The organism is Weizmannia sp. CD-2023, from assembly GCF_036225245.1.
GTDB classification, from domain to species: domain Bacteria; phylum Bacillota; class Bacilli; order Bacillales; family Bacillaceae_C; genus Weizmannia; species Weizmannia faecalis.
In genome coordinates this window covers 1-25,021 of the sequence record NZ_JARTJQ010000084.1, presented here as the reverse complement: position 1 = coordinate 25,021, position 25,021 = coordinate 1, and the positions used below count along the sequence as shown (strand labels likewise).

Here is a 25,021-nt window from a genome sequence, read left to right as displayed (position 1 = left end):
AAACCCCTTCCATGCAAATAATAAGGCGTAAAGGCGTCACGCCCTTACATTACAGGCAAAAAGGGGTTTTAGAAAAATGAGCGACCAGCAACCGAATAAAGAAGAACCGAAAGAAGGAAATGCGGCATCCGCGCTTGTAGAGAAAATCCAGCAGCTCGGCCAGACAAATGTACCGCAGCTTGGGCAGGACTCCAATATCCACTGCCTGGCCATCGTCGGCCAGATTGAAGGGCATCTGCAGCTGCCGCCCCAAAATAAAACGACAAAGTATGAGCATATGATCCCCCAGCTTGTGGCGATTGAACAAAATCCGAAAATTGAAGGGGTGCTCGTCATTCTGAACACGGTCGGAGGGGACGTGGAAGCCGGGCTTGCCATTTCCGAAATGCTTGCTTCCCTTTCCAAACCCACTGTTTCGATTGTGCTCGGCGGGGGGCATTCCATCGGCGTGCCGATCGCTGTATCCTGTTCGTATTCCTTTATTGCTGAAACCGCGACGATGACGATTCATCCGATCCGGCTCACAGGCCTTGTCATTGGCGTCCCGCAAACGTTTGAATATCTGGATAAAATGCAGGAACGGGTGATCAAGTTTGTAACGCGGCATTCGCATGTGGAAGAAGAGGTTTTTAAAGACTTAATGTTTGCGAAAGGGAATTTGACTAGGGATATCGGCACCAATATTGTCGGTCAGGAAGCCGTCCAGTACGGTTTGATTGATGAAGTGGGCGGGATTGGCAAAGCGCTTGGCAAATTAAACAGCCTCATTGAAAAATACCGGGATGAAAAAGGGAAAGAGGGGCTGATCCAATGATTCTCTATACGATGATGCCGCAGGAGCTGATTTTTCCTGAAGATGCAAACGCCTGGAATAAAATTAAAATGTTAAACGTAAAAGGCGTGCCGGTACTGGCAGAGCAGCTTGATGAAGGGTACCGGATTACCCGCATTCTCAGCTCCAATCCTTTCGACTATCTGAATCCGGAGCTTGCACCCGGAAATGTGATCCGCCATTTCGGACCGTAAACCACCCGGGCCGCAAATATGCTATAATATGTTAAAACAAGCAGCCACACAGGCTGCTTTCTTGCATCCCGTTCCGGCAGGCAAGACTGAAAAATACGTTTTCACTATCGAAGGTGGTTATATGGCGAAAAAAAAGCGGCGCAGAAGAAAAAAAGCTGCTGAACAAATCAAGATAGATTTAAAGTTTGAGCTGCTCGGTATCATCCTGCTTACGCTCGGCATTTTTACCCTTTACCATATCGGCAAAACGGGCACAACCCTGATTCTGTTCTTCCGGTTTTTCTTCGGCCGGCTGTACTGGGTTGCGGTTGCCTCTCTGGTCGTGCTCAGCGTTTTTCTCATGATTAAACGGGCATGGCCTGCATTTTTCACTGTCCGCATGACCGGTTTTTATTTATTATTTGCGAGCGCCCTCCTATACTGCCATGAGCGGCTTATCGGGTCATTGGCAAATGCGCATGAACTGTCCGGCAACAGCGCGGTCGAAAATACGATCAGGATCTGGCATCAGGAAGAGCAGATCTGGTGGAAGCTTGTGCTCGGCGGGGATGTGCACGGCAATATTTTCAGTACGCAGATCGGCGGCGGCATGGCAGGTGCAATTTTGTATGCGGCCTCCCATTTTTTATTTGACTCGGCGGGTACGAAAATCATTTGCGTTTTACTCGCGCTCATCGCTCTGATGCTTTTAACGGGCAAGCCTGTAAGCCCGTATGTGGAAAAGGCATTGGAAGGGCTCTGGCTGTTTTTAAAAAAGCAATGGAACCAGATGAAAACAGAGTTCCAGGCATGGCGGGAAGCTAAAAAAGAAAAACAGGAAAAGAAACGGCAGAAAGCGCCGTCGCAGCCGCAATCCGCCTCCGCAGACGGGGAAGTCAGCGACGGGGATGCCGGACCGGCAGGCGAGGAAACGCCTCCCCCGATTATTTCCAGCTTTACGGAGCAGTATGCCGGCACGGCTCCGCAAGCGGAAGAAGCGCAGCCGGAAACGCCGGATACAGAAGCGGAAGAGGACCATACGCCTCCGATCCAGTTTACGGAATATGAAAATGAAGACTATCAATTGCCGCCCCTGACGCTGTTAAATAGGCCGCGGGCAGCGGACCAGAGCAGCGAATATAAAGCAATCCATGCCAATGCGGCAAAACTCGAACGGACTTTCCAAAGCTTCGGGGTTAAGGCGCGTGTAACACAGGTGCATTTAGGTCCTGCCGTTACAAAATACGAAGTGCACCCTGATGTCGGCGTGAAAGTCAGCAAGATTGTCAGTTTAAGTGACGACATTGCCCTTGCGCTGGCGGCGAAAGATATTCGGATGGAAGCGCCGATCCCGGGAAAATCAGCGATCGGCATCGAAGTCCCGAATAAGGAAATCGCGGTCGTATCGCTCAGGGAAGTGCTTGAAGGAAAGGAAAATAACCCGCAGGCAAAACTGCAGATCGGGCTGGGCCGGGATATTACAGGGCAGGCGGTACTCGCAGAGCTGAATAAAATGCCTCACCTGCTTGTGGCCGGCGCAACGGGGAGCGGGAAAAGCGTGTGCATTAACGGGATCATTACGAGCATCTTAATGCGCGCCAAACCGCATGAAGTGAAAATGATGATGATTGACCCGAAAATGGTCGAATTGAATGTTTATAACGGTGTCCCGCATTTGCTTGCACCGGTTGTGACCAATCCGAAAAAAGCTTCCCAGGCGCTGAAAAAAGTCGTGAATGAGATGGAGCGGAGGTATGAGCTTTTTTCCCATACCGGCACACGCAACATCGAAGGATACAACGATCATATTAAAAAAAGCAACATCGAAACAGGGGACAAGCAGCCGCTTTTGCCTTATATCGTTGTCATTATCGATGAGCTTGCCGATTTAATGATGGTGGCAAGCGGCGATGTGGAAGATTCCATTACGCGGCTGTCGCAAATGGCGCGGGCGGCAGGTATTCATCTGATTATTGCCACGCAACGGCCGTCTGTTGATGTCATTACCGGTGTCATTAAAGCGAACATCCCGTCAAGAATCGCTTTTGCCGTGTCTTCGGCGACTGACTCGAGAACGATTTTGGATACGGGTGGCGCGGAAAAACTGCTTGGCCGCGGGGACATGCTGTTTTTGCCGGTTGGGGCTTCCAAACCGGTACGCGTCCAGGGCGCTTATCTTTCCGATGAAGAAGTTGAAGAAGTCGTTGATTTCGTCATTTCCCAGCAAAAAGCACAGTACCAGGAAGAGATGATTCCGGAAGAGCCTCAGGACCAGCCGGATTTCGACGATGAATTATATGATGAAGCGGTTCTCTTAATCTCGGAAATGCAGACCGCTTCCGTCTCCATGTTGCAGCGCCGTTTCCGGATTGGCTATACAAGGGCGGCGCGGCTGATTGATGCAATGGAGGCAAGAGGGGTTGTCGGGCCGTATGAAGGCAGCAAGCCGCGTGCGGTTTTAATCCCGAAACCTTCAGAAGAACAGAGCTCATAGCACGCCAAAGAAAAAACCTGCGCACACCTTAGCGGCCACAAAACGCCGCGGTGCGCGCAGGTTTTACTATTTTCGACAAAAATATAAATTTATGTTTCTTTCGCAATTAAAAAATGATATATTTATGTCGGTAAGCAGGATAATAGGCTGTTTCTAAAGACTGTTATCCAAAATAACTTTCCCGGGGGGAACAAAAGTGAAAAAACGTAAATTTGGTTTGGCTCTTGCCGCTGTCCTGGCAGCAGGGACGCTTCTCGGCGCATGCGGCACAAAGAGCGACAATTCCGCAAGCAAAGGTAAGGACAAGTTCACCGTTGCACTCGTAACCGATACGGGCGGAATTGACGATCGTTCTTTTAACCAGTCGGCATGGGAAGGCTTACAGCAGTTCGGGAAGGACAATCACTTATCAAAAGGTAAAGGCGGCTTTGACTATTTGCAATCCAAATCGGATGCAGATTACACAACAAATCTGAACACGGCCGTCCGGAACCAGTTTGACCTCGTTTACGGCGTCGGCTACAAGCTGAAGCCGGCCATTGAAAAAATTGCGGATCAGCGTAAAAATACCAATTTCGCAATCATTGACGATGTCATTACCGGAAAGAAAAATGTGGCAAGCATTACGTTTAAAGAACAAGAAGGTTCCTTCCTTGTCGGGGTCGTGGCAGGCCTGGCGACAAAAACAAATAAAATCGGATTTATCGGCGGGACAGACAGCGATTTGATCAACAAATTCGCAGCCGGGTTCCGTGCGGGCGTCAAAGCTGCCAATCCGAAAGCAAATGTGCAAATTCAATATGTCGGCTCGTTTGATGATGCAAGCAAAGGGCAGTCGATGGCTTCAGCAATGTATAAATCTGGCATCGACGTGATTTATCATGCAGCCGGTGGCAGCGGGAAAGGCGTCTTTACAGAAGCGAAAAATATAAAACAGAATGATCCGAACAAAAACGTCTGGGTGATCGGTGTGGACCGCGACCAGGCAGATGAAGGAAAGGTAACGGTTAAAGGAAAGGAATACAATGTGACACTGACTTCAATGGTCAAACGGGTTGATAAGGCAGTTATCGATTTATCGACCAGAGCGAAGGACGGCAAATTTCCGGGTGGGAAAAATATTGTTTACGGCTTGAAAGAAGATGCCATCGGGATTGCGCCGACACAGGACAATTTAACGCCTGAAATGAAATCGGCCGTGAAAGACTGGAAACAAAAGATCATTAACGGGAAAGTGAACATTCCGTCAAAATTGAAGTAATCGATCCATCTCACGGGACTGGTTTTTGCCGGTCCCGTGTTAAAAATGTTTAAAAAATGAAACAATTTCAGCCACAAAGGCAGGGCGGATTCCCCGAAGCTGCTGTCTAAAGACGCCATGACGATTGCTTTCTTTATACCCCAATGTTAAGGAGTGATAAAGGGTGGATTACGTAATTGAAATGCTCCATATTCGCAAAGAATTTCCGGGAATTGTTGCGAACGATGACATCACCCTGCAGGTAAAAAAAGGAGAAATCCACGCGCTGCTTGGAGAAAACGGCGCCGGAAAGTCGACGTTAATGAATGTGCTTTTCGGGCTGTATCAGCCGGAAAAGGGAGAAATCCGTGTAAACGGCCAGAAAGTGAACATTACAGATCCGAATGTCGCAAATGATCTCGGCATCGGCATGGTTCATCAGCATTTTATGCTCATTGATAAGTTTACGGTGACTGAAAATATTATCCTCGGCAAGGAACCGAAAAAATCCTTTACCATCGATATCAAAAAAGCGGAACAGCAAGTCCGGGAAATTTCCGACCGTTACGGGCTGGATGTGGATCCGCAAGCGAAAATTTCAGATATTTCCGTCGGTATGCAGCAGCGGGTGGAAATTTTAAAAACGCTGTACCGGGGCGCAGAAATCCTTATTTTTGACGAACCAACGGCTGTGCTTACGCCACAGGAGATCCATGAACTGATCGGCATCATGAAGACGCTGATCCAGGAAGGAAAATCCATCATTTTAATTACCCACAAATTGAAAGAAATTATGGAAGTATGCGACAGGGTTACCGTCATCCGCAAAGGGAAGGGCATCGGGACGCTCAATGTCCAAGATACAAACCCGCAGGAGCTCGCCCATTTAATGGTCGGGCGGGATGTCCTTTTCAAGACGGAAAAAACGGAGGGCCGCCCGGGACAAAATGTGCTTGAAATCGAGCAATTGCATGTGAAAGATTCACGCGGGGTGGAAGCGGTCAGAGGGCTGGATTTAACGCTCAGGGCCGGCGAAATTGTCGGTATTGCCGGTGTGGACGGTAACGGGCAATCAGAGCTGATTGAAGCGATTACAGGGCTCAGAAAAGCAGACAGCGGCACGGTCCGCCTGAACGGTAAAAACATTACGAACTTAAGGCCGCGCAAAGTAACGGAAGCGGGCGTCTCCCATATTCCCGAGGACAGGCATAAATACGGGCTTGTACTCGATTATACGATCGGGGAAAACATGGTGCTGCAAACGTATTACAAAAACCCAATGTCCCGTAACGGTATCTTAAATTACAAAGAAATTTATAAAAAGGCAAAATCGATTATTGCAGAATTCGATGTCCGTACCCCAAGCGAATTTACAAAAGCGCGGGCGCTCTCAGGGGGAAACCAGCAGAAAGCGATCATCGGGCGTGAAGTGGACCGCGATCCGGACCTTTTGATTGCGGCACAGCCGACCCGCGGGCTTGATGTCGGGGCAATTGAGTTTATCCACAGGCGGCTGATTGAACAGCGAGACCACGGAAAGGCTGTCCTGCTTGTATCGTTTGAACTGGATGAAATTATGAACTTAAGTGACCGGATTGCCGTCATCTACGAAGGAGCCATCATTGATATTGTCGATCCGAAGCAGACGACAGAACAGGAGCTCGGGCTCTTGATGGCCGGTTCCAAAAAAGAAAGGGAAGGTGAACAAACCAATGTCTAACCGAACATTGAACCTTCTGATCCCTGTCGTGTCTGTCATTCTCGGACTTTTGGCAGGCGCATTGATTATGCTTGTCAGCGGCTATAACCCGGTGGATGGATATATTGCACTCTGGAACGGCGCTTTCGGCCAGGCTTTTTACGTCGGCGAAACGCTGCGGCTTGCAACGCCTTATATTTTTGCGGGGCTTGCCATTGCCTTTGCGTTCCGGACCGGGCTGTTTAATATCGGGGCTGAAGGCCAGCTGATCGTCGGGTGGATTGCGGCTGTCTGGGTCGGCGTTGCTTTTGATCTGCCAAAAGTGATCCACTTGCCGCTCGCGATACTTGCCGCCTGCTGCGCCGGGGCATTTTGGGGATTCATTCCCGGCCTTTTGAAAGCGCGGCTCAGGGTGCACGAAGTGATTGTGACCATTATGATGAATTATATTGCGCTGCACACATCCAACTATTTAATCCGGAATGTGCTTTCAAAACAGCAGGATACGACACCGCATATTCATCATTCGGCATCGCTTTCGTCTCCGTTTTTTCAGAAGATTACTGACTTTTCCACTTTGCACAATGGCATTTACCTTGCTTTGGTTGCTGTTGTGGTGATGTGGTTTATCATTGAAAAGACCACGCTCGGCTTTGAACTGAAATCGGTCGGGTTTAACCAGAGCGCATCCGAATACGCTGGCATGAGTGTGAATCGCAGCATTATCCTTTCTATGGTCATCTCCGGTGCTTTTGCCGGGCTCGGCGGCGCAATGGAAGGGCTCGGGAATTACGGCTTTGCCTTTTTGCAATCTAACTTCTCCGGCATCGGGTTTGACGGTATTGCAGTGGCGCTGCTCGGCGGGAATACAGCGCCCGGCGTTTTGATCGCAGCTGTTTTATTCGGCGCTTTAAAAGTCGGCTCGCTGAACATGCCGGTCGATGCCAACGTGCCAAATGAGCTGGTCAACATTGTCATTGCTTTGATTATTCTTTTTGTCGCATCCGGCTATATCATCAAATGGTCCCTGGCCCGTTTGAAAAGGGAGGCGAAATAAAATGCATTTTATGACCGCTTTGGAAATCATTATTTCGGCGTCTTTACTATCTGCAGCACCGCTTATTTTTACTGCTTTGGGGGGCGTTTTCTCCGAACGTTCCGGCGTGGTGAACATCGGCCTTGAAGGGTTAATGATCATGGGGGCTTTTATATCGATTGTCTTTAATTTAACGTTTTCTCATGCCCTGGGCGCCTGGACGCCGTGGATCGCGGTAGTGGTGGCGATGCTTGTCGGCGGATTATTTGCCTTGATCCATGCGGCTGCATCCATTTCTTTCCGCGCCGACCAGACAGTCAGCGGCGTTGCGATTAACTTCCTTGCGCTCGGCGTCGCCATGTTTCTCATCAAAAACATTTACGGGAAAGGCCAGACCAATACGATCAGCGAATATTTCCAGCAGGTGGATATTCCCGGCCTCAGCCATATTCCTTGGATCGGCAAACTGTTTTTTCAGGGGATCACATACCCTTCTTACATTGCCATCCTGATTGCGATTCTCGTCTGGTTTATCCTTTACAAAACGCCGTTCGGCCTGCGCCTCCGTTCGGTCGGGGAACATCCGATGGCGGCCGATACGATGGGCATCAATGTTGTAAAAATGCGCTACTTTGCTGTCTTTTTATCCGGTGTATTCGGCGGAATCGGCGGGGCCGTGTACGCACAGTCGATCACCCTGAATTTCAGTTCTTCGACAATTTCAGGGCAAGGGTATATGGCGTTGGCTGCGATGATTTTTGGCAAATGGAATCCGCTCGGCGCGATGGGGGCCGCTTTATTTTTCGGATTTGCACAGAGCCTCAGCATCGTTGGCAACAGCATTCCGTATTTGAAAGAAATCCCGAGCGTTTATTTGCTCATTGCGCCGTATGTCCTGACCATTCTGGCACTCGCCGGATTCATCGGGCGTGCGGAAGCCCCGAAAGCAGACGGCGTCCCTTATATCAAGGGTGAACGCTAGGTTATTCCATCCGGCATCAGGCTGCTTTCCCGCCTGGTGCCGGTTTCTTTATGTGCCGTAAAACTTGCCGGGACACCTGTCTCCCTTGTATAGTAAAATTAATGCATTTACAGGTTAAACAACCCCCTAGTCAGGCATACTTTTACTATTGGCACGAAGCTCGTTGAAAAAGGAGGATCCATATGGCCATTTCAAAAGAGACGGTTCGCAAAATGAAAGGGTACACACTACATACCATCAAAACGGACAAATACAAAACGAATACGCTTGTATGGAAAATGAAAGCGCCGCTTGAAAAAGACACCGTTACGCTGCGGGCCCTGCTCCCGAATGTGCTTCAAAGCAGCACAAAGCGTTTGAATACAACCGCAAAATTAAGGGCGTATCTCGATGATTTGTACGGCGCTCATTTTTATGTCGATACGGCCAAAAAAGGGGAATACCATATTCTAACCTTTACAATTGAAATTGCGAACGAAAAGTTTTTGCAGGATGCAGAACCGCTGCTCCAACGGGGGGTTGAATTTTTGGCGGAAGTTTTGCTGAACCCGCATGCAGACGGCGGGCAGTTTGACAGCCAAACGGTGGAGAAGGAAAAACGGGTGCTGAAACAGCGGATCCAGTCTGTATACGATGATAAAATGCGGTATGCAAGCATGCGGCTGATTGAAGAAATGTGCAAAGGAGAGCCGTACGCACTGCAGGCAAACGGTGTTCTTGATGATGTGGATGCCATCACGCCTGCCGATCTTTATCAATATTATCAAAAAGCCATCCGGGAAGATGAACTGGACTTATTTGTGACGGGCGATGTCGATGAAGACCGGCTTGCGGCCATTTGCGAATGCCTGCGTTTTCCGGACCGCGAGCCGAAACGTGCTGCTGCAAGAACGCTTCAAAAGGTCTCCAGCGTCAAAAAAATCAAAGAATCGCAGGATATCCGCCAGGGCAAGCTGAATATCGGCTACCGCACCAATATTACGTTCGGAGACAGCGATTATTTTCCGCTCCAGATGTTTAACGGCATTTTCGGCGGTTTTTCCCACTCCAAGCTTTTCCTGAATGTACGGGAGAAAGAAAGCCTTTGCTATTATGTCGCGAGCCAGATCGAGAGCCATAAAGGGCTCATGATGGTGATGAGCGGCATCGAATCCGCGAATTTTGACAAGGCCGTCTCCATTATTGAAAAACAGCTGGAAGCAATGAAAAACGGCGATTTCAGTGAGCAGGAAATCGGGCAAACGAAAGCCGTTATCCGCAACCAGCTGCTTGAGTCAACGGATACATCCCGCGGCCTCGTTGAAATTTTGTACCATAACGTCATTGCCGGCACCAAGACCGGCGTGGAAGACTGGATAAGGGAAATCAAGGCAGTCGGAAAAGGGGAGATTGTGAAAGTGGCGGCAAAAATTGAACCCGATACGATCTACTTCTTGTCCGGAATGGAGGGGAAATAAATGGAAACCCAACAATTCAGCCAGCTTGGCGAAACGCTTTACGGTGAAACACTTGATAACGGATTAAAAGTCTATGTGCTCCCGAAGCGCGGGTTTAACAAAACATTTGTCACGTTTACGACAAAATACGGTTCTGTTGACAATACGTTTGTCCCGCTTGGAAAAAGCGATTTTGTGCGGGTCCCGGACGGCATTGCCCATTTTCTCGAACATAAAATGTTTGAAAAAGAAGACGGGGATGTGTTTCAGCAATTCAGCCGGCAGGGCGCATCCGCCAATGCTTTTACAAGTTTTAACCGGACGGCCTACCTGTTTTCAAGCACCGATCAGGTGATGAAAAACCTGGAAACGCTGGTCGATATGGTGCAAACGCCGTATTTTACCGCACAGACGGTTGAAAAAGAAAAGGGAATTATCGGCCAGGAAATCATGATGTACAATGACAACCCGGACTGGCGGCTGTATTACGGCCTGATTGAAAATTTATATGCAAACCACCCGGTAAAAATTGACATTGCCGGCACGGTTGACTCGATCGCAAAAATCACCGCGGAGCAATTGTACGAGTGTTACCATACATTTTATCATCCGAGCAATATGCTGCTGTTTGCCGTCGGAAATGTATCGCCGGATGAGGTTCTTTCTTTTATGAGAGAAAACCAGGCGAAGAAAAAGTACGAAAAAGCACCGGAGATTAAAAGGCGTTTTCCGGAAGAACCAGCACAGGCGGCCGAAAAAGAGCAGAAATTGCATATGAATGTGCAGATTCCAAAATGCCTTGTTGGCGTTAAGGCGCTTCATACGAGCCAGCGCGGCGCTGAAATGCAAAAGAACGAACTTGTGGTCAATCTTCTCCTTGACATGCTGTTCGGGCGCAGTTCAGATGCGTACAATGCGTTGTACAATGACGGCCTGATCGACACCAGTTTTTCTTTTGACTATTCCCAGGAGCAGGGATTTGGATTTGCGATGGCCGGAGGGGATACGAAAGATCCGGACCTTTTGGCAAAACGGCTGAAAGAGGTGATGATTGCGGCAAAAGAAGGAAAAGGTTTGGCGGAAGAAGCGCTTGAACGGACGAAAAAGAAAAAAATTGGGGGATTCCTGCGCCAGCTGAATTCACCTGAATTTATCGCCAACCAGTTTACAAGATATGCGTTTAATGATATGAATTTATTTGACGTCGTCCCTGCGCTTGAACAAATCCGGTTCAGTGATGTGCTGGAAACGGCGGAAGCTTTTTTTGAAGAAGAACGGTTTACCGTTTGCCAAGTTTTACCGAAATAACCCGGGACTCTCCCGGGTTTTTAAGTGGGGGAGAAAATTGAAAAAGTTTGCGTTGATTACGGGTGCGAGTGGCGGCATCGGGAAGGCAACAGCTGAAATGCTGGCAAAAGAAGGATGGAATTTGTATTTGCATTACCATCAAAATGAAGCGGCCATCAAAGAACTGCTTTCCATTTGCCGGCATTTCGGGGCGGAAGCGATCCCGATCCGCGCCGATCTTGCAACGGACGGCACCGTAAAAACGATTGCAGAAAATGTTTTTCATCTCGATGCGATCATCCATGCGGCCGGCATTTCCCATTACGGGCTGCTTTCGGATATCGATGAGGCAGCCATTGACAAGCTTTACCGGATTCATGTGAAGGCGCCGCTTCTGATCATCAGGCAGCTGTTGCCCAAATTGCGGCAAAATGCGGTTTCACACATTGTGCTTGTCAGTTCAATCTGGGGACAGGCAGGCGCGGCGTGCGAAGCCGTATATTCGGCGATGAAAGGCGCACAGATCGCATTTGTAAAAGCACTCGCCAAAGAAACGGCAAGAAGCGGCGTACGCGTGAATGCGGTCGCGCCCGGGGCGGTTGGCACCAATATGCTTTCAAGGTTTACGCCGGAAGAAATGGCAGATCTCGAAGCGGACATCCCACTCGGCCGGCTTGCCAAACCGGAAGAAATTGCCGGCACGGTTTCTTTCCTGCTCTCGGAAAAAAGCAACTACATCACCGGTCAGACGATTGGCGTTAACGGGGGCTGGTATATGTAGTCCCGCCTGGAAAAAGTTGCAAAGGAATCCGCCCTGTTTTTTCGCGGATTAACCAAAAAAGGGCAACAGCACACCGTTTTGCCCGGCCGGTGCTTTGAAAGAAGCACGGGTTCCATTTTCCATGCATAGCCTTCCACACCGGGTCACAAACTAAGGTTGAACAACTTGAAAGGAGGCTGTGACATGAACGTATTAGAAAACTGGGACCAATGGAAAAACTTTTTGGGGGACCGTCTCAACCAGGCAAAACAACAGGGGATGCCCCAGGGAACGATTAACAAACTTGCTGAGCAAGTCGGTGATTATTTGGCCGCACAAGTAGATCCGAAAAATGAACAGGAACGCGTTCTTGCTGACTTATGGTCAGTGGCATCGCAGGAAGAACAGCAAGCCATTGCCAATGTAATGGTAAAACTCGTTCAAAATAACGGTACCCAGTCATAAAGAAATACCGGCGCATCATGATAACAATTGGCTGCTTTTTTACAAGAAAAGCCGGTTGTTTGGCTGATGCCGCCGGTTTTTTCATGTCACGACAAAATTCACGATTTTTAGAGCTTTCGCTTCCTTATTGATGTAAAATCATATATCATATAACCTAGATATGTTCGTTTGGATCCGGATTTCGGGAGGGGTTTTGAGTGGATGACAGGAAAGAGTGGTACTTGGAATATGAAATCACGATCAACCGGCCGGGGCTTTTGGGTGATATTTCCTCTCTCTTGGGCATGTTAGCGATCAATATTAGAAGCATTAACGGCGTTGACCATAAAAAACGAGGCTTGCTGCTGTTTGTCAAAAATGAAGAACAGATCGGCCGGCTCGAATCGATATTGCGAACAGTGGAAACGATAAAAGTAACGAAAATCAGGGAATCCAAGCTCAGGGACAGGCTTGCAGTCCGGCACGGAAGGTATATCCAGCGCGATCATGACGACCGGAAAACATTCCGCTTTGTGCGCGATGATCTCGGGATTCTGGTCGATTTTATGGCCGAGCATTTTAAACAGGAAGGCCATAAGCTGATTGGCATTCGCGGGATGCCGCGCGTCGGAAAAACAGAATCGATTGTGGCTGCAAGCGTGTGCGCCAATAAAAAGTGGATTTTTCTCTCCTCCACGATGATCAAACAGACGGTGAGAAGTAGTCTGATTGAGGATGAATACAATGCAAACAATATTTTTATCCTGGATGGCGTCGTATCCGCTGAGAGGGGAAACGAACGGCACTGGCAGCTGATCCGTGAAATCATGCGGCTTCCGGCTGTTAAAGTGGTGGAACACCCGGATATTTTCGTGCAGCGTTCGGAATACACGCTTGATGATTTTGATTACATTATTGAGTTGAGAGAAGACCCGTCACAGGAAATTACATATGACTTACTCCAGCAAAACCGGATGTTTCAAGGCGAATTTGGAGGATTTGATTACTAGATTGGCAGGTGTTACCATGACGGAATTAGGGAATCGTTTAAAAGAAGCAAGGAAAGAAAAGGGCATCAGCCTGGATGATTTGCAGGAGATGACCAAGATCCAAAAAAGATATTTGAAAAACATTGAAGAAGGAAATTATGATTCAATGCCTGGAAAATTTTACGTCCGGGCATTTATTAAGCAGTATGCCGAGGCAGTCGGGCTTGATCCGGAAACTTTATTTGAAGAGTACCAGAGCGACATCCCCCGTACGGAACAGGAAGAATTTCCCGAGCAACTTTCGCGGGTGCAGACGTCCTCCAAAAGGGCCGCACCGGATACCGTCAAGATGATGAACGTGTTGCCAAGGATCCTTGTGGTCGCCGCCATCATCGCGATTTTATTTTTGCTTTGGTTTGTTGTATATAAGTTTGCCGGTCACAACACAAAGGAAAAATTAAACAGCGGGGCTTCCGGCAATGTGAGCGTACAAAAAGAAAACGTCAAATCGGCTGAAAAGGTGTCATCCGGCAAAAACACCGGCAGCTCTTCCGAAAAAAAGGCGGCGAAAACGTCAAAAAAACCGGCCTCGAAAACGAAGAAAACAGCCCAAAAACTGGAAACCGTATCTTCAAGCGGGTACACGACCACCTATAAACTGGCCGGCACCAACCAGTTCAAACTTGAACTGAAAGCAAACGGCGGACGGTCATGGGTACAGGTGAAAAACAGCGACGGTTCAACGAACTTTCAACAATTGCTGAATGACGGGGACAGCCGGACAGCGGATCTGTCAAAACAAAAACAAGTCACGATCACGGTCGGAAACACCGTCAATACGGAAGTGTATATCAATGGCAAAAAACTAAAATACAATATTCCGGCATCCAAAGAAGTACGCCAGGATATGATCGTCCAGTTTAACGGGTCACAAACGAAATAAGCCTTGTTTTAAGGCTTTTTCTTTGGAAAATATATAGACAGTTGGAGGAAAAGCCAGTGAATTTGCCGAATAAAATTACTGTATCACGTGTATGTTTAATCCCTGTTTTTTTACTCATCATGGCGGTGCCGTTCGATTGGGGCACCTTTGATTGGCTGGGAGCCAAAATTCCGGTCACCCATTTTGTCGGTGCGGTGATTTTTGCCATTGCCTCTATGACAGACTGGATCGACGGCCACTATGCCCGCAAATACAATCTCGTTACCAACTTCGGGAAATTTCTCGATCCGCTTGCGGACAAACTGCTTGTTTCAACGGCGTTTATTTTGCTCGTTGGGCTCAAGCTGGCGCCGGCATGGATTGTTGTCGTAATCATTGCCCGCGAGTTTGCCGTGACAGGCTTGCGACTGATTTTAGCAGAGGGCGGGGAAGTAGCAGCAGCCAATATGCTTGGGAAAATCAAAACATGGACGCAAATCATTGCCATCCTTTTATTGCTGTTGCATAACTTTCCGTTTTCGGCGCTCTCTTTTCGCTTGGATCTGATCGCTTTGTGGGTAGCGCTCATCTTTACCATCTGGTCAGGCGCTGATTATTTCTATTTAAACCGGGGCGTATTTGCCCGCTCGAAATAACCATGCAGTGAAAGGCAGCCTTTCACTGCTTTTTTGCCCGCCAGTGGCTTGTGCTAATCCGGCACGGGAGAAAAAGGCAGCCATTGCTTCGGGTGGATTGGCGGCCTGGATTGCGCCGTCATGTGTTCGTTTTTTTGCTTTAAAAGAAAGGGAGGAATGGAAAGTGAATGCCGAAATTATTGCAGTCGGTTCGGAACTTTTGCTTGGCCAGATCACCAATACAAATGCCACATTTATTGCCGCACAATTGGCGGAGATCGGCGTGGATGTGTACTACCAGACCGTTGTCGGCGATAACGCAGAGCGGCTCGAAGCGGCAATCCGGACAGCGGAGGGCCGCGCCGATCTATTGATTTTTACTGGTGGGCTCGGTCCGACAAAGGATGATTTAACAAAAGAAACGATTGCATCGCACATCGAAAAAAAACTGGTGACAAACGAAGATGCCATGCGCTCCATCGAACAGTTTTTTATCCGTACAAAACGAAAAATGACGGAAAACAACAAAAAGCAGGCACTGGTCATCGAAGGTTCAAAAGTGTTTCCGAATGACCACGGTATGGCGCCGGGCATGCTGGCCAAAAGCGGAAACCATTATTATATGCTGCTGCCCGGCCCGCCGCATGAACTGGAACCGATGTTTATCCATTACGCCAGCCCCGCAATCCAGGAAGAACTGGAAACGATCGAAAAAATCGAATCGCGCGTTCTCCGCTTCTTCGGGATCGGCGAATCCCAGCTGGAAACAGAAATCCGCCATATATTGGATAGCCAAACCAATCCGACTGTCGCTCCGCTTGCGAAAGAAGGGGAAGTGACACTTAGGATTACGGCGAAACACCAGTCGGCGGAAACGGCGAACGAAATGATCGATCAAGTGGAAAAAGAGATTATGCAAATTGCCGGATCGTATTTTTACGGTTATAATGATATGACATTAATGGAGGCCCTGCTCGAAAAGCTTTCGAAAAAACAGCTGACGCTTGCCTGCGCGGAAAGTCTGACTGCCGGCAAATTTGCAGCGGAAATGGCGTCCATCCAGGGTGTCAGCACAATGTTGAAAGGCGGCGTTGTCGTCTATTCAAACGAAGCGAAGATGAAGCTTGCCAAAGTGAAAAAAGAAACGCTTGACAAGTACGGCGCCGTCAGCAGCCAGTGTGCAAAAGAACTGGCGGAAAATATCCGCAGCATTATGGATGCCGACATTGGCATCAGTTTTACAGGCGTGGCTGGCCCGGACTCCCTTGAAGGCCATCCGCCGGGAACCGTGTGGATCGGCATTGCGATAAAAGGGAAAGAAACTGCCACTTATCTGTTGGAACTTCCCGGATCCCGCAACAACATCCGCACGCGATCGGTGAAATACGGCTGCTGGCATTTGCTGAAACTGCTTTAGGTCGAAAGCCGCTTCTGCTCATGGCAAGTGACGGAAGCGGCCTTTTTATAAAAAAATTTGTTTGCCAAAAATTCAATTTTCGGCTCTTTTTGCCGGGGGAATTTTCATTTTTACAGGGGGAAAACCCCATTTTTTTGCCGGATTTTTGCAAAAAAGAGACGAATGAGCGTTCGAGATTTTGCTTGGCAAACAGAGAAAAAACGGGTATAGTATAGATATAGATTCATTGCTTTCGAGAGTTTGGAATGAATAAAAGGAGGAAATTTTGTGAATGATCGTCAAGAAGCCTTAGACAAGGCTCTGAAACAAATAGAAAAGCAATTTGGTAAGGGTTCCATTATGCGGTTGGGCGAGCAGACCGACCGGGTTGTCTCCACGATCCCGACCGGTTCGCTTGCGCTTGATATTGCCCTTGGTGTCGGCGGTTACCCGCGCGGCCGCGTCATTGAAATATACGGCCCTGAAAGTTCTGGTAAAACAACGGTTGCCCTGCATGCGATTGCGGAAGTCCAGGCACAGGGTGGACAAGCGGCGTTTATTGATGCGGAACATGCACTTGACCCGGTTTATGCCCAAAAGCTCGGTGTCAATATTGATGAGCTGCTCCTGTCCCAGCCGGATACGGGCGAACAGGCGCTGGAAATTGCGGAAGCGCTCGTCCGCAGCGGCGCAGTGGATATTGTGGTCGTTGACTCCGTTGCTGCGCTTGTGCCGAGAGCGGAAATTGAAGGGGAAATGGGCGATTCCCACGTCGGCCTCCAGGCACGGCTGATGTCCCAGGCGCTGCGGAAATTATCGGGTGCAATCAACAAATCGAACACGATTGCGATTTTCATTAACCAAATCCGGGAAAAAGTCGGCGTAATGTTCGGTAATCCTGAAGTCACACCGGGCGGCCGTGCGCTCAAATTCTACTCATCCGTGCGCCTTGAAGTGCGCCGTGCCGAACAGATCAAACAAGGGAGCGACATTGTCGGCAACAAAACGAAAATCAAGGTTGTCAAAAACAAAGTAGCGCCTCCGTTTAAAACGGCAGAAGTGGATATTATGTACGGCGAGGGGATCTCAAAAGAAGGCGAGATCGTCGATATGGGAAGCGACCTTGACATCATCCAAAAAAGCGGGGCCTGGTATGCTTATAACGGCGAGCGGCTCGGCCAGGGGCGTGAAAATGCGAAGCAATTTTTAAAGGAAAATGCGGATCTGAAAAACGAGATTGCCGCAAAAATCCGGGAACATTACGACCTGACAGAAGATGCCGGTTCCCATGAAACCGAGAAAGCTATAGATGAACAAGAAGCTGTGGAAGGACAGGAAGAATTAAATTTGGAGTAACCGGTGTATAAGCGCCTGAAATGCTGACCGCATCCAGGCGCTTTTTGCCGTCCATTTACCGCACTTTTTTGCGCCACAAAATCTGCATGGCGGAGAGGAATCAACACAAATTTACAATGGCAATCTTTCCGCTTCACTTGACAATAAAAATTCCCACCTTTAAAATTAATATGTATATTTTATTTTTCTAAAAATGACTTTCTCCTGTACGGAAAGCAAATCCTCCCGGAAGTTTCCGGAAGGGGGGCCGGTTTTTTCATCCGGCGGCTTTTCCGCATGCGGCTGATGGAACCATCCTTGTCTTCAGCCGGACCGGGACGAAACGCATGATTGGGTTTTCATGCATATACACCGGAGGGGCTTGCCCCGGGATCAACGTTTTACTTTTTAAGCCAGGCGCTGTATACTGTAAACCTAAGGATTAATGTAACAGCCGACATTTTTAACGTAGAAGAAGTTCATAGCAAGAGGAGGTGAGATTGATGGAGTCTCTCATATGGATCATCTCCCTTTTGCTTGTCCTTATCGTCGGTGTAGTTGTTGGCTATTTCATCCGGAGATCAATTTATGAAGCGAAAATTGCAGGGGCGAAAAATGCGGCAGATCAGATCGTTGATGAAGCAAAACGCGAAGCTGATCGCCTGAAAAAAGAAGCCCTGCTTGAAGCGAAGGATGAAAATCATAAACTTCGTACGGATATGGAACGGGAATTGCGTGAACGAAGAAATGAATTGCAAAGACAGGAAAACCGCTTATTGCAAAAGGAAGAGAACCTCGATCGCAAAGATGAATCGCTCGATAAGCGTGAATCGATGCTTGAAAAGAAAGAGGATTCTTTAAACCTGAGACAACAACATATTGAAGAGATGGAAAGCAAATTGGAGGAGATGGTTAACGAGCAGGAGTCTGAGCTGGAAAGAATCTCGGGCCTCAATCGCGAACAGGCGAAAGCCATCATTATTGAAAAACTGGAAAACGAGCTTTCCCATGACATTGCCGTTAAGGTAAAGGAAGCGGAAACAAGGGCAAAAGAAGAAGCCGATAAAAAGGCGAAAAGCATTCTTTCGCTGGCCATTCAGCGGTGTGCAGCCGAGCATGTTGCTGAAACAACGGTATCGGTTGTCAACCTGCCGAATGATGAAATGAAAGGCCGCATCATCGGAAGGGAAGGCCGCAATATCCGGACACTTGAAACGCTGACCGGGATTGACCTGATCATCGATGATACGCCGGAAGCGGTGATTCTTTCGGGATTCGATCCAGTGCGCCGGGAAACGGCACGCATTGCACTGGAAAAACTGGTTCAAGACGGCCGCATCCATCCGGCCCGCATTGAAGAAATGGTTGAAAAAGCAAGGCGGGAAGTGGATGAACATATACGCGAAGTGGGGGAACAAACCACTTTTGAAGTTGGTGTCCATGGCCTCCATCCGGACTTAATCAAAATTCTTGGCCGGTTAAAATTCCGCACGAGCTACGGGCAAAATGTCCTCAAGCACTCGATAGAAGTCGCATTCCTTTCCGGATTGCTGGCTGCCGAACTCGGGGAAGATGAAATCCTTGCCCGCCGTGCCGGTCTGCTTCATGATATCGGAAAAGCGGTAGACCATGAAGTAGAAGGAAGCCATGTGCAAATTGGCGTCGAACTCGCAACCAAATACAAAGAACATCCGGTGGTCATTAACAGTATTGCTTCTCACCATGGCGATACGGAACCGACCTCTGTTATCGCGGTGCTTGTCGCTGCCGCTGATGCTTTATCCGCTGCACGGCCTGGGGCGCGCAGCGAAACGCTTGAGCATTACATCAGACGGCTTGAAAAGCTGGAGGAAATCGCCGAATCGTATGACGGTGTTGAAAAATCGTTCGCGATCCAGGCGGGGAGAGAAGTACGCATTATGGTGAAACCGGAACAGATCGACGACCTGGAAGCTCATCGCCTGGCACGTGATATCCGCAAAAAAATTGAAAATGAGCTGGATTATCCGGGCCATATTAAAGTAACGGTTATTCGGGAAACGCGGGCTGTTGAATATGCAAAATAAGCGGTGACGTGTTCACCGCTTATTTTCTTTAACGTTTTGAAAAGAAAATAAAGATTGTTTTACAAAGCATAGAAAGGATTTATTGCATGAAGATTTTATTTATAGGGGATGTTGTAGGGTCATTAGGGCGTGAGATGGTGAATGAATATTTGCCGAAGTTAAAGGCGAAATACAGGCCGCATTTGACCATCGTAAACGGGGAAAATGCAGCCGGCGGGCGTGGGATTACCAAAAATATTTACCGCGGCCTGCTGGATGCAGGTGCGGATATCATCACGCTCGGAAACCATGCATGGGACAACAAAGAGATTTTCGACTTTATTGAGGATGCAAAATGGATGGTGCGCCCGGCCAATTTTCCGGACGGGACCCCGGGAAAAGGGATGGCGTTGATCAAAGCGGAAGGAACGGAGTTTGCAGTCATCAACCTGCAGGGCAGAACGTTTATGAACGCGCTCGATGACCCGTTCCGGAAAGCAGAAGAGATGGTGGCACTGGCAAGAAAAAGAACTCATTTTATCTTTGTTGATTTTCATGCCGAAACGACAAGCGAAAAGCAGGCGATGGGCTGGTTTCTCGACGGCAAAGTGTCTGCCGTGATCGGGACGCATACGCATGTGCAAACCGCGGATGCAAGAATTTTGCCAAACGGTACAGCCTATCTGACCGATGCCGGCATGACCGGGCCGTACGATGCCATTCTCGGCATGGACAAAGAAGCGGTAATGAAAAAATTCCTGACTTCGCTTCCTGTCCGTTTTGAAGTGCCGAAATCGGGAAGGAAAATATTAAGCGGATGCATCATCAGCCTTGATAAAAAAACAGGCAAAGCCGCAACGATCCAGAACATTTTAATTAATGAAGACCACCCGTTTATCTCTGAATAAACGGGTTTTTTCTTTTTCCGGATGGGTGCCGGGCAGGACAGCGCCTCTTTTTATGTACCGGTGCTTATGAAGGATGGCATAACTCGCAGAACAAAGGAATATAGTAGCAGTGAAATGATTTTTCCCGCTGTGCGGGGGGCAGCTCCCCGGAGTTTTTTTGAGCAAGAGACGTTCACGAAAGCCCGCACGACAAGCAGGAAAATCAGTAGCCTATATGCGGGGCGGCTGCCGGATTGTTTCGGACAGCCGCCCCGTTTCCAGCGAAGCCGGGAAAAGGCCGGGCTGGAAACGGGCAAGAGATACTTCACGTTCGAACATGAATCGTCACTCTGAACGGACATTCGGTTAACGGAAGGAGACAAGGAGGAGAAGGAATGGAAATATTAAAAGTTTCAGCAAAATCTAATCCTAATTCTGTAGCTGGTGCACTTGCCGGTGTTCTTCGTGAAAGAGGGGGGGCGGAAATCCAGGCGATCGGGGCGGGCGCCATTAATCAGGCTGTAAAAGCCGTTGCCATCGCAAGAGGGTTTGTGGCCCCGAGCGGTGTGGATTTAATTTGCATCCCGGCTTTCACGGATATTCAGATTGAAGGAGAAGAAAGAACCGCTATTAAACTCATCATTGAACCCCGCTGATATAGATTGAAAAGAAACGCTGTTTGCAGAAGCAGACAGCTTTTTTTTGTATGGAAAAAAGGTTTGCGGAAACTGTCATACTTTATCAGCAAAAAGAACCCGTCCACGTGATAAAGTAAAATCGTGGCGCGCTTTATCTTTGCGCCTTTTTTACTGCAGCCTGAAAAGTGGCTGAAGGAGGGGTGGAAGTTGATCCATATCATTGCTACTGCTGAATCGTCCGGGCAGGCTGAAGCGCTGATTGCGGCCGGAGTGGATACCCTCTATATCGGGGGGAACCGTTTCGGCTTGCGCATGCCCGGCCATATCACGCTTGAAGACATAGGCGACATTACAAAGTTTGCACACCGGCAGAATAGAAAAGTGTATACAGCCGTTAACGGATTGATGCATAACGGCCATATAGAGGCGCTTCCGGAATATTTGTTATCACTTGAAAAAGCGGGAGTGGATGCGATTACTGCCGGGGATCCGGGCGTGATACAGCTCTTAAAAGAAATGAAACTGAATCTGCCTTATATTTACGATGCACAGACGCTTGTCACATCGGCAAACCAGATAAAGTTCTGGCTCAAACGCGGGGCAATAGGGGCCGTGGCGGCGCGCGAATGTACTTTTATTGAATTAAAAGAGATACAGGCGCAAATCAAGCAACCCGTCGAGGTACAAGTATACGGCCCGACATGCATCCACCACTCGAAGCGCCGCTTGCTTTCGAATTACACCCAATTTGCGCATCTTAATGCCGGCACAACTGTCCGTGACAGGCTCAGCATCAGCGAGAAAAAAGACAGGGAAAATCAGTATCCGCTTTTTGAGGATGAAAATGGCACCCATATTTTTTCCGCAGAAGACATTGCGCTCATTCGGTATTTGCCGGATCTGCACAGGGCGGGGCTGGATACGTGGAAACTCGACGGCATTTTGGCCGAAGGGGAAACCTTTACGGATATTGCCGCCCTTTATGTCCGGGCAAAAGAAGCGGTGCTGTCCGGCACTTTTGATGCGGCGCGTTTTTCAGCTGAGCTTTTGCAATTGCAGCCGGAAACGCGGAAGCTTGGCACGGGGTTTTTCCTGCGGCAGCCGGATGAAGTACAGTAGGAGGGAGAATATGCGAAACATCATCAAAAAACCGGAAGTGCTTGCGCCGGCCGGAAATCTTGAAAAACTGGAAATCGCCGTCCGCTATGGCGCGGATGCCGTATATATTGGCGGACAGGCTTACGGCTTGCGTTCAAGAGCCGGCAATTTTACGTATGACGAAATGAAGGAAGGGGTCCGCTTTGCGCATGCCCGCGGCGCAAAAGTGTATGTAGCTGCAAATATGGTCGGCCATGAAGGCGATGATGAAGGGGCAGGGGATTTTTTCCGCACATTAAAGGAGATCGGGATTGACGCTGTCATCATCTCCGACCCGGGTTTTATCACCATTTGTATGGAAGAGGCGCCCGGCCTTGCCGTCCATTTGTCGACCCAGGCTTCTGCAACAAATTACAAAGCGCTTCAGTTCTGGGAGCAGGAAGGGGTCGAAAGGGTGGTCCTGGCCCGCGAAGTCAGCCTTGAAGAAATCCGCGCAATCCGGAAAAATACCGGTATGGAAATAGAGGCGTTTGTACAGGGGGCGATGTGCATTTCGTATTCCGGGCGTTGCGTACTGTCCAATCATATGGCGAACCGCGATGCAAACCGCGGCGGATGCGCCCAGTCATGCCGTTGGAAATATGACTTGTTTGAAAATGAAGGAGCCGACATCTTAACAGCTGGCGGCGAGCCGTTTTCCATGAGTGCGGTGGACCTTACGATGATCCATCACGTGCCGGAATTGATTGAAGCGGGTGTGGGAAGTTTTAAAATTGAAGGCAGAATGAAGTCGATCCACTATGTTTCGACTGTGGCGAATGTGTACCGGGCGATTGTCGATGCCTATTGTGAAGATCCGGACCATTTTGTTTTTGACCCGGCGTGGGAGGAAGAAATTTGGAAAGTGGCACAACGGGAACTGGCCACCGGTTTTTACTTTGGGGAACCGGATGCCCACCAGCAACTGTTCGGGCGCCCCCGCAAAATTCCGAAATATACTTTCGCTGCCCGTGTTTTGGATTACGATCCGGCTACAAAAATCGCCACGCTTGAACAGCGCAACCATTTTACGACAGGGGAAGAAGTGGAGTTTTACGGGCCGGGATTTGCCCGTTTCACCCAAACCATCCGCAAGCTTTGGGATGAAGACGGCAAGTGCATTGAACGTGCCCCGAATGCGATGATGACCGTGAAAACAATCGTCGACCATCCTGTAAAACCTTATGATTTGATGCGGATACGCAAAATGCCGGTGAGTACGGCACGCTTTTCAAACTTTCCTGGACAGGCTCCAAGTGAATGAAAATTTACCTCAAAACGGCGGGATACAAAAATACGTTCCCGCCGTTTTTGCATCCCCGGCTTTCGTCAATTTGCCTTCCAATGGTATGCAAAACAGGTGAAACTATGCAATATTGCATAAGAAACTTTCCGTTTTTCCCCCTACCCCTCCGAACTCCCGCGACTGCTTTTCCTGAATTCTGAGTTTTTCAAATCCTCCTCTTGTTTTTCTAATAATTGGTATGAAAATTGCAAAGATGTAGAATAATAGGCCTTCGCATGGATGGAAGCGGAGCAGCCTTATTAGCGTACCAAAAAGCAAACATCTTTGATTCGTGGAAGAGAGAGGGAGGATGATAAAATTGGAGAATGCGACATTAAAGCGTTCACTCGGTTTATGGGCCATCGTCGGACTTGGATTAGGGTATATGACGCCTACCATTGTGTTTGATACTTTTGGCATCGTATCAAAGGAAACCAACGGGGTGGTGCCGCTTGCCTATATCACTGCGTTGATTGTCATGCTGTTTACCGCCATCAGTTACGGGAAGATGGTAAAAGTTTTCCCGAACGCCGGATCTGCCTACACGTATACAAGGGAAACGATGAACCCCCATCTCGGTTTCCTTGTCGGGTGGGCGGCGTTGCTCGACTATTTGCTGTTGCCCATGGTGAATGCTTTAATTATCCGGATTTATATGGTATCCGTCTTTCCAAACGTGCCCGCCTGGATCTGGGTGGTGACGTATGTAGCCGCCGTGACGGGCATCAATGTATGGAGCATGGGGAAAACGTCCAATATGAACACCATTCTTGTCGTTTTTGAACTCGTGCTAATCGGTGCTTTTCTTGTGCTGGCCGTTGTACAATTTTCGCACGGAATGGGAAAAGGTACGGTTTTCACTTTCGATCCGCTTTACCACTCCAATGTCCGTTTGAGCGCGGTCCTGACCGGAGCGACAGTCGTATGCTTCTCGTTTATCGGCTTTGATGCGGTAACGATGTATGCGGAGGAAGCGAAAGATCCCAAAATCATGCCGAGAGCGATCATGCTAACGGTTTTTATCGGCGGTGCGGTCTTCTTTATCGCCAGTTATTTCGCGCAAGCCTTGTTTCCGGACGTTTCCCATTTTAAAAACACGGATGACACATTGCCCGAAATCGGATTGTATGTGGGCGGAACGCTGTTTAAATTATTGTTTATTTCCGGTGCATTTGCCGCCACGGTTGCGTCCGGCCTTGCTTCCCATGCCAGTGTTTCGCGGCTGTTATATGTGATGGGGAGAAACGGCGTCCTGCCGAAGCGATGGTTCGGGTACGTGCATCCGAAATTCCGGACCCCCGCATGGAATGTAATCCTTGTCGGCCTGGTGTCGCTGCTTGCGATCACGCCCAGCCTGGAACTCATTTCC

Annotated in this window: 22 protein-coding genes; all 22 read left to right on the top strand. The window is 48.8% G+C overall.

Annotated features, from left to right (window positions below):
- The first annotated feature begins 76 nt into the window (after positions 1 to 76).
- Positions 77 to 814 carry a ClpP family protease gene (locus tag P9687_RS12645; protein WP_014098516.1) on the top strand — a complete coding sequence of 246 codons (738 nt, stop codon included), beginning with the start codon at positions 77 to 79 and terminating at the stop codon, positions 812 to 814.
- Positions 811 to 1,026: a YlzJ-like family protein gene (locus P9687_RS12640; RefSeq protein ID WP_014098515.1), complete on the top strand. Its 216-nt coding sequence runs from the start codon at positions 811 to 813 to the stop codon at positions 1,024 to 1,026. The genes P9687_RS12645 and P9687_RS12640 overlap by 4 nt, the downstream gene beginning before the upstream one ends.
- Before the next feature lie 121 nt (positions 1,027 to 1,147).
- Complete coding sequence (locus tag P9687_RS12635) at positions 1,148 to 3,499, top strand: DNA translocase FtsK (RefSeq protein WP_014098514.1); 2,352 nt, start codon at positions 1,148 to 1,150, stop codon at positions 3,497 to 3,499.
- A gap of 196 nt (positions 3,500 to 3,695) precedes the next feature.
- Positions 3,696 to 4,760: a BMP family lipoprotein gene (locus tag P9687_RS12630; RefSeq protein WP_014098513.1), complete on the top strand. Its 1,065-nt coding sequence runs from the start codon at positions 3,696 to 3,698 to the stop codon at positions 4,758 to 4,760.
- Between the two features lie 163 nt (positions 4,761 to 4,923).
- Positions 4,924 to 6,459 (top strand): ABC transporter ATP-binding protein, encoded by a 1,536-nt coding sequence (locus tag P9687_RS12625; RefSeq protein ID WP_168986001.1) that lies wholly within the window; start codon positions 4,924 to 4,926, stop codon positions 6,457 to 6,459.
- Positions 6,452 to 7,495, top strand: coding sequence for an ABC transporter permease (locus tag P9687_RS12620; RefSeq protein ID WP_061087331.1), 1,044 nt, complete (start codon positions 6,452 to 6,454; stop codon positions 7,493 to 7,495). The genes P9687_RS12625 and P9687_RS12620 overlap by 8 nt, the downstream gene beginning before the upstream one ends.
- Position 7,496: 1 nt before the next feature.
- Positions 7,497 to 8,456: an ABC transporter permease gene (locus P9687_RS12615; protein WP_061565819.1), complete on the top strand. Its 960-nt coding sequence runs from the start codon at positions 7,497 to 7,499 to the stop codon at positions 8,454 to 8,456.
- Positions 8,457 to 8,638: 182 nt separating this feature from the next.
- A complete protein-coding gene (yfmF, locus tag P9687_RS12610) occupies positions 8,639 to 9,913 on the top strand; it encodes an EF-P 5-aminopentanol modification-associated protein YfmF (RefSeq protein WP_061565818.1) in 1,275 nt (424 codons plus the stop codon).
- A complete protein-coding gene (gene yfmH / locus P9687_RS12605; RefSeq protein WP_026683672.1) occupies positions 9,914 to 11,200 on the top strand; it encodes an EF-P 5-aminopentanol modification-associated protein YfmH in 1,287 nt (428 codons plus the stop codon).
- 37 nt (positions 11,201 to 11,237) lie between these two features.
- Positions 11,238 to 11,960 carry an elongation factor P 5-aminopentanone reductase gene (gene ymfI / locus P9687_RS12600; RefSeq protein ID WP_061577234.1) on the top strand — a complete coding sequence of 241 codons (723 nt, stop codon included), beginning with the start codon at positions 11,238 to 11,240 and terminating at the stop codon, positions 11,958 to 11,960.
- Positions 11,961 to 12,143: 183 nt separating this feature from the next.
- Positions 12,144 to 12,404: a DUF3243 domain-containing protein gene (locus P9687_RS12595; protein ID WP_061577235.1), complete on the top strand. Its 261-nt coding sequence runs from the start codon at positions 12,144 to 12,146 to the stop codon at positions 12,402 to 12,404.
- A gap of 197 nt (positions 12,405 to 12,601) precedes the next feature.
- The gene (locus P9687_RS12590; protein WP_014098506.1) at positions 12,602 to 13,393 is read left to right on the top strand and encodes a DUF3388 domain-containing protein; all 792 of its coding nucleotides are present in this window, start codon (positions 12,602 to 12,604) and stop codon (positions 13,391 to 13,393) included.
- A 16-nt stretch (positions 13,394 to 13,409) separates the two neighbouring features.
- Complete coding sequence (locus P9687_RS12585; RefSeq protein ID WP_035188569.1) at positions 13,410 to 14,315, top strand: helix-turn-helix domain-containing protein; 906 nt, start codon at positions 13,410 to 13,412, stop codon at positions 14,313 to 14,315.
- Positions 14,316 to 14,371: 56 nt separating this feature from the next.
- A complete protein-coding gene (gene pgsA, locus P9687_RS12580; protein ID WP_046720784.1) occupies positions 14,372 to 14,950 on the top strand; it encodes a CDP-diacylglycerol--glycerol-3-phosphate 3-phosphatidyltransferase in 579 nt (192 codons plus the stop codon).
- Between the two features lie 163 nt (positions 14,951 to 15,113).
- On the top strand, positions 15,114 to 16,346 hold the full coding sequence (locus P9687_RS12575; RefSeq protein WP_014098503.1) for a competence/damage-inducible protein A: 1,233 nt from the start codon (positions 15,114 to 15,116) through the stop codon (positions 16,344 to 16,346).
- 267 nt (positions 16,347 to 16,613) lie between these two features.
- Positions 16,614 to 17,681: a recombinase RecA gene (gene recA / locus P9687_RS12570; protein ID WP_014098502.1), complete on the top strand. Its 1,068-nt coding sequence runs from the start codon at positions 16,614 to 16,616 to the stop codon at positions 17,679 to 17,681.
- A gap of 482 nt (positions 17,682 to 18,163) precedes the next feature.
- A complete protein-coding gene (rny, locus tag P9687_RS12565) occupies positions 18,164 to 19,726 on the top strand; it encodes a ribonuclease Y (protein WP_014098501.1) in 1,563 nt (520 codons plus the stop codon).
- 86 nt (positions 19,727 to 19,812) lie between these two features.
- Positions 19,813 to 20,613, top strand: coding sequence for a TIGR00282 family metallophosphoesterase (locus P9687_RS12560; RefSeq protein ID WP_014098500.1), 801 nt, complete (start codon positions 19,813 to 19,815; stop codon positions 20,611 to 20,613).
- Between the two features lie 374 nt (positions 20,614 to 20,987).
- Positions 20,988 to 21,248 carry a stage V sporulation protein SpoVS gene (gene spoVS / locus P9687_RS12555; RefSeq protein WP_014098499.1) on the top strand — a complete coding sequence of 87 codons (261 nt, stop codon included), beginning with the start codon at positions 20,988 to 20,990 and terminating at the stop codon, positions 21,246 to 21,248.
- A gap of 189 nt (positions 21,249 to 21,437) precedes the next feature.
- Complete coding sequence (locus P9687_RS12550) at positions 21,438 to 22,349, top strand: peptidase U32 family protein (protein WP_014098498.1); 912 nt, start codon at positions 21,438 to 21,440, stop codon at positions 22,347 to 22,349.
- 10 nt (positions 22,350 to 22,359) lie between these two features.
- Positions 22,360 to 23,631: a peptidase U32 family protein gene (locus P9687_RS12545; RefSeq protein WP_328228530.1), complete on the top strand. Its 1,272-nt coding sequence runs from the start codon at positions 22,360 to 22,362 to the stop codon at positions 23,629 to 23,631.
- A gap of 331 nt (positions 23,632 to 23,962) precedes the next feature.
- Positions 23,963 to 25,021: APC family permease (locus P9687_RS12540; protein WP_328228901.1), on the top strand; the 1,059-nt coding region annotated here is incomplete at its 3' end.

Coding starts and splice junctions, on each gene's coding strand:
- P9687_RS12635 (WP_014098514.1), top strand. CDS start 1,148: ATGGCGAAAAAAAAGCGGCGCAGAAGAAAAAAAGCTGCTGAACAAATC.
- P9687_RS12560 (WP_014098500.1), top strand. CDS start 19,813: ATGAAGATTTTATTTATAGGGGATGTTGTAGGGTCATTAGGGCGTGAG.
- P9687_RS12595 (WP_061577235.1), top strand. CDS start 12,144: ATGAACGTATTAGAAAACTGGGACCAATGGAAAAACTTTTTGGGGGAC.
- P9687_RS12645 (WP_014098516.1), top strand. CDS start 77: ATGAGCGACCAGCAACCGAATAAAGAAGAACCGAAAGAAGGAAATGCG.
- rny (WP_014098501.1), top strand. CDS start 18,164: ATGGAGTCTCTCATATGGATCATCTCCCTTTTGCTTGTCCTTATCGTC.
- spoVS (WP_014098499.1), top strand. CDS start 20,988: ATGGAAATATTAAAAGTTTCAGCAAAATCTAATCCTAATTCTGTAGCT.
- yfmF (WP_061565818.1), top strand. CDS start 8,639: ATGGCCATTTCAAAAGAGACGGTTCGCAAAATGAAAGGGTACACACTA.
- P9687_RS12640 (WP_014098515.1), top strand. CDS start 811: ATGATTCTCTATACGATGATGCCGCAGGAGCTGATTTTTCCTGAAGAT.
- P9687_RS12620 (WP_061087331.1), top strand. CDS start 6,452: ATGTCTAACCGAACATTGAACCTTCTGATCCCTGTCGTGTCTGTCATT.
- P9687_RS12545 (WP_328228530.1), top strand. CDS start 22,360: ATGCGAAACATCATCAAAAAACCGGAAGTGCTTGCGCCGGCCGGAAAT.
- P9687_RS12615 (WP_061565819.1), top strand. CDS start 7,497: ATGCATTTTATGACCGCTTTGGAAATCATTATTTCGGCGTCTTTACTA.
- P9687_RS12585 (WP_035188569.1), top strand. CDS start 13,410: ATGACGGAATTAGGGAATCGTTTAAAAGAAGCAAGGAAAGAAAAGGGC.
- yfmH (WP_026683672.1), top strand. CDS start 9,914: ATGGAAACCCAACAATTCAGCCAGCTTGGCGAAACGCTTTACGGTGAA.